The sequence below is a fragment of the Actinotalea ferrariae CF5-4 genome, from assembly GCF_000603945.1.
GTDB lineage: Bacteria > Actinomycetota > Actinomycetes > Actinomycetales > Cellulomonadaceae > Actinotalea > Actinotalea ferrariae.
In genome coordinates, this window is sequence record NZ_AXCW01000268.1 from 1 (window position 1) to 5,377 (window position 5,377).

General features: G+C 73.9%; 4 protein-coding genes and 1 pseudogene. All 5 read right to left on the reverse strand.

Annotated features, from left to right (window positions below; genetic code table 11):
- Positions 1 to 480 (reverse strand): annotated as a pseudogene (locus N866_RS16040) (FHA domain-containing protein); the annotation flags it as partial.
- Positions 477 to 1,310, reverse strand: coding sequence for a PP2C family protein-serine/threonine phosphatase (locus N866_RS16045; protein WP_245612627.1), 834 nt, complete (start codon positions 1,308 to 1,310; stop codon positions 477 to 479). The pseudogene N866_RS16040 and the gene N866_RS16045, both read right to left, overlap by 4 nt.
- Before the next feature lie 170 nt (positions 1,311 to 1,480).
- On the reverse strand, positions 1,481 to 2,503 hold the full coding sequence (locus N866_RS16050; protein ID WP_034228225.1) for a polyprenyl synthetase family protein: 1,023 nt from the start codon (positions 2,501 to 2,503) through the stop codon (positions 1,481 to 1,483).
- The gene (nuoN, locus tag N866_RS16055) at positions 2,500 to 4,041 is read right to left on the reverse strand and encodes an NADH-quinone oxidoreductase subunit NuoN (protein WP_081802735.1); all 1,542 of its coding nucleotides are present in this window, start codon (positions 4,039 to 4,041) and stop codon (positions 2,500 to 2,502) included. Before nuoN ends, N866_RS16050 begins: the two co-directional genes overlap by 4 nt.
- 38 nt (positions 4,042 to 4,079) lie before the next feature.
- The coding region (locus tag N866_RS16060; protein ID WP_081802734.1) for an NADH-quinone oxidoreductase subunit M at positions 4,080 to 5,377 on the reverse strand (1,298 nt) is incomplete at its 5' end.

Consider the following 5,377-nt stretch of genomic DNA (forward strand, 5'->3'; position numbering starts at 1 on the left):
CGGCTCCGCCGCCGCGCCCGCCGGACCGCGACCGCGGTCGGGTGCGACGCGCAGGTCCACCGCGACGACGTCGGCGTGCACCACGCCCGACAGGACCGGGAGCCTGGCCTCCGCCGTCGCACCCCCGTCGAGGACGCGCACGACGACGCCCGAGGCGCCCTCCACCGCGTCCTCCTGCCACGTGGCGACGCGCCGCCCCCGGACGGTGCGCGGCTCCGGCCCGTCGACCTGCACCTCCACGTCGCCGCGCACGACCACGTGGACGCGGTCGCGCCCCAGGGCGACCAGGGCGAAGGGCGGCAGGGCGTCGAGCCCCCCGGCGAGGAGGAGCTGGAGCTGGGCCGTCAGGCCGGCGCCCTCGCGGACCGCCGCCCACAGCGCGGTGACGGTGTCCACGTCGACGTCGGGCGGCAGCAGGCAGATGTGGCCGTCCGTGACGACGGCGAGCCACGCACCCGGGCCGTAGCGCGGAACGATCATGGGAGGACCTCCGGGGTGCGGGCCTGCTGGGGTGCGGTCGTGCGGGGGACGGTGTCGCCGTCGGCGGCCTCGTCCCAGCTCCGTGCGGGGGGCGCGCCCGGGGTCGGCGGGCGGAGGTGCTCGAGGTCCGCCGTGCGCTCCATGTCGGCGGTCCGCTGGGCGCGGGCGACGTCGACCACCACGGCGCTGACGTTGTCCTTGCCGCCCGCGCCGAGGGCCGCGCGCACCAGCTCCTGCGCCGCGTCCTGCGGGTCCTCGTGCGCGAGGAGGATCGCGCGGAGCTCCGCGTCGTCCAGCTCGCTGGTCAGGCCGTCCGAGCAGATGAGGAGCCGGTCCGTGGGGCCGACGGGCAGGAGCCAGTAGTCGGGCTCGGGGGCGAGACCGCCGCCGACGGCGCGCGTGATGACGTGCCGCTCCGGGTGCACCGCGGCCTCCTCCGGGCTCAGGTCGCCCGCGTCGAGGAGGTCCTGGACCACGGAGTGGTCGACGCTGATCTGCTCCAGCTCACCGGCGGCGAGGCGGTACACCCGCGAGTCGCCGATGTTGAACACGAGCCAGTAGGCACCGCCGTCGAGCTCGGCGACCACGACGCCGGCCACCGTCGTCCCGGCCACCTGGTCGGCGCCGATCGCCTCCGTCAGCCGCTCGGCGGTGCGCTCGAAGCATGCGTGGACGTCCTCGGCGGTCGCGGTCCCCCGGCCCAGGAGCTGGGAGAACTGCTCGACGGCCAGGCGGCTGGCGACGTCGCCGGCCTCGTGACCGCCCATGCCGTCCGCGACGAGGAAGACCGGCGGGTAGGCGAGCAGGGCGTCCTCGTTCAGAGCACGCACCCGACCACGGTCGGTCGCGGAACCCCACGACGTGCGCACCGCTCCCCCGTCCTGCTGGCCGCGCTCTGCGGCCGCCCCCTGTTCATCGGCGCGCCGGGCCCCCGTCATGAGACGTCCGCCCTCACCCGTTCGGCCGCGCAGGTTCACCCGAACGGCCGGACACCTCCTGCTCAGGAGGCCCGGTCGACCAGCGCCTCGGCGAAGGAGACCAGCGAGTCCTTGACGGCTCCGGAGGGTAGCCCGTCGAGGGCCGTGATCGCCTCGCCCGCCCACAGCTGGGCGCGCTCGCGCGTCTCCGCCAGGACCGGGTGGGCCCGCAGGCCCTCGACCGCCGTCGCGAGCGCCTCGTCGGAGGTCAGGTCGCCGTCGAGCCGGGCCAGCAGCTCACGGTCGCGCACCGCGTCGGCCCCGGTGTCGTCCGGGTCGGCCGCCGCGACACGGGCCCGCAGGAGCAGCACGGGCATCGTCGGGACGCCCTCGCGCAGGTCGGTGCCCGGCGTCTTGCCCGTGCTCGCACCGTCCGAGGCCAGGTCGATGACGTCGTCCGCGAGCTGGAACGCGACGCCGACCTTCTCCCCGTACTCGACGAGCGTCGCGACGACGTCGGCGGGGCAGCCCGCGAACATGGCGCCGAACCGCGCGCTCGTGGCGATGAGGGAGGCCGTCTTGTCCGCCAGCACCCGGATGTAGTGCGCCACGGCATCCGTGCCGGGCGCCGGGCCCACGGTCTCGTGCAGCTGGCCGAGGCAGAGCCGCTCGAAGGTCGCGGCCTGGATGCGGACCGCCTCCGGGCCGAGGCCCGCGACGATGCCGGACGCCCGGGCGAACAGCAGGTCGCCGGTGAGGATCGCGACCTGGTTGCCCCAGACCTCGTGGGCCGCCGGGGCACCGCGGCGCAGGGGCGCGGAGTCCATGACGTCGTCGTGGTAGAGCGTCGCGAGGTGCGTCAGCTCCACGACGACGGCGGCGTCGAGCACCTCGGGCCGCTGCCCCTCGCCGAGCTGCGCGGCGAGGAGGGTCAGGAGCGGCCGCAGCCGCTTGCCGCCCGCGGCGATGAGGTGCCGCGACGTCGTGTCCGCGAGCACGTCCGACTGCGTCACGGCGTCCCGGAGCCGCTCCTCGACCAGCTCCAGCCGACCCGTCAGGAGCTCGGCGAGCGCCGGGTCGGCCAGGGGCAGGGCGGCACCCGTCACGGCAGGAAGACCGCGGCGTCGGCGAACATCTCCAGGGCGGGCGACGGCAGGACGCCGAGGACGACCGTGCCCACGACGCCCAGGCCGATCGCGACGGCCGTGAAGCCCTCGGACCGCACCACCGTCGTGGCCGCGCCGGGGGTGCCCTCCGGCTCGGTGAAGAACATCAGGACGATGAGCCGGACGTAGAAGAACACGGCGGCCGCGGACGCCACCACGCCGACGACGGCGAGCCACGCGAGGTCGCCCTCCACCGCCGCGGAGAACACCGCGAACTTCCCGGTGAACCCGCCCGTCAGGGGGATGCCCGCGAAGGAGAGCAGGAACAGCGCGAACGCGCCGGCCAGCAGCGGGTGCCGGCGGCCCAGGCCGGACCACTGCGACACGTGCGTCGCCTCGGCGACCACCGCGCCGCCCTGGGCCGTGTTGACCTCGCGGACCAGCGAGACGACCGCGAACGCGCCGACCGTCGCCAGGCCGTAGGCGAGGAGGTAGAAGAGCACCGAGGAGATGCCGCTCTGCGTCAGCGCGACCACGCCGACCAGGACGAACCCGGCGTGCGCGATCGAGGAGTACGCGAGCATCCGCTTGACGTCGGTCTGGACGATGGCGACCACCGTGCCGACGATCATCGTGATGACCGCGACGCCCCACAGGAGCGGCATGAGGTCCCACTCGAGCGGCGGCAGCACGACGTAGACGATCCGCAGCATCGCACCGAACGCGGCGATCTTCGTGCAGGCGGCCATGAAGCCGGTGACCGCCGTCGGGGCGCCCTGGTAGACGTCCGGCGTCCACGAGTGGAACGGCACGGCGCCCACCTTGAAGAGGAGTCCGACGAGCAGGAGCACGGCGCCGGTGAGCAGCAGCGGGTCCAGGGAGCTCGGCGTGGCCGCGGCGACGGCGATGTCGGCCAGGCGGACCGAGCCGGCGTACCCGTAGACGAGGGCCGCACCGAAGAGGAAGAACGCCGAGGCGAACGCGCCGAGGAGGAAGTACTTCATCCCCGCCTCCTGGCTCAGCAGCCGGCGACGCCGCGCCATGCCGGACAGGAGGTACAGCGGCAGGGAGAGGACCTCCAGCGCGATGAACAGCGTGAGGAGGTCACCGGCGGCCGGGAAGATCATCATGCCGCCGAGCGCGAAGAGCACGAGCGGGAACGCCTCGGTCTGCGCCAGGCCCTTGCGCCGGGCGAGCTCCTCGTAGTCCGAGCCCGGCACGGCGGCGGCCGACGGCGCGAAGGCGTCCTCCCCCGCGTCCGTCCGGTCGGCCAGCACCAGGAGCGCCACGAGACCGACCAGGACGACGATGCCCTGCAGGGCGAGCGTCGGGCCGTCGACGAGCAGCGACCCGCCGAGCACCTCGATCCCGCCGTCGACACGGACGTCCGTCCACAGGGCGGCGATCGACACCAGCGCCCCGGCGATCGCGACGAGCGCGAGCCCCAGCTGGACCGGGCGGCGGGCCGTCCGGGGCGCGAAGGCCTCGACCAGGATCCCGATCACCCCCGCTCCGAGCACGAGGAGGATGGGCACCATGGGTGCCCAGGCCACCTCGGGAGCCTCGAAGGCCGCGTTCACTGGTCGCTCCCGTCGGTCGTGGTGGAGGTACTGGCCGTCGGTACGGGATCCTCGGCGCCCACCTGCTGCAGCGAGGTCTCGGCCGGGTCGCGCACGAGGTCCAGCGCCGGGGCGGGGTAGAAGCCCAGGACGAGCATGATCGCGAGCAGCGGGCCCACGACCCACTTCTCGCGGGCGGAGAGGTCCGGCGTGGCGGCCAGCTCCGACCGCACCGGGCCGGTGAAGACGCGCTGGTAGGTGAGCAGCACGTACAGCGCCGCCAGCACCACCCCGAGCGTCGCGACGATCGCCGCGGCCGGGTGGGCCGTGAACGTGCCGACGAGCACGAGGAACTCGCTGACGAAGGTCGACAGGCCGGGCAGCGACAGGGCGGAGAGCCCCGCGACGAGGAAGGTGCCGGCGAGCACCGGGACGACCTTCTGCAGCCCGCCGAAGTCCGCGATCCGCTGCGAGCCGCGCCGCGCGACGAGGAAGCCGGCGAGGAGGAAGAGCGCGCCCGTCGAGAGACCGTGGTTGACCATGTAGAAGGAGGAGCCCTGGATGCTCACCGACGTGAACGCGAAGATGCCGAGCACGATGAAGCCGAAGTGGCTCACCGACGTGTACGCGATGAGGCGCATGAGGTCCTGCTGGCCGATCGCGAGCAGGGCGCCGTAGAGCACCGAGATCACGGCCAGGACGATGATGACCGGGGCGGCCCAGCGGGACGCCTCCGGGAACAGCGGCAGGCACAGCGTGAGCATGCCGAACGTGCCGACCTTGTCGAGCACGCCGACGAGGAGGGCCGACGTGCCGGCCGGTGCCTGCTCGGCCGCGTCCGGGAGCCACGTGTGGACCGGCCACATCGGCGCCTTGATCGCGAAGGCCAGGAAGAACGACAGGAAGATCAGCCGCTCGGTCGTGGTCGACATCTCGGCGCCGATCAGGTCGTCCACGAGGAACGACCCGGTGCCCGCCTGGAGGTACAGCGCGATGACACCGACCAGCATCACCAGGCCACCGGCGAGGGAGAAGAGGAGGAACTTCACCGCGGCGTAGCGCCGCTGGAGGCCGCCGAACATGCCGATCATGAAGTAGACCGGGATGAGCATGGCCTCGAAGAGGACGTAGAAGAGGAACACGTCGCGCGCGGCGAAGATCGCCACCATGAACGCCTCGAGCAGGAGCACGAGGGCCACGTAGCTCCGGGTGCGCGACCCGTCGTACGTCGGGACGCCGCCCGTCGGGGGCGCGAGGGTCGCCGTCGTCGCACCGCCGGCCGTCGCGCCGGCCGCCGTGGCGCCACCGGCCGTCG

Coding starts and splice junctions, on each gene's coding strand:
- nuoN (WP_081802735.1), bottom strand. CDS start 4,041: ATGGTGCCCATCCTCCTCGTGCTCGGAGCGGGGGTGATCGGGATCCTG.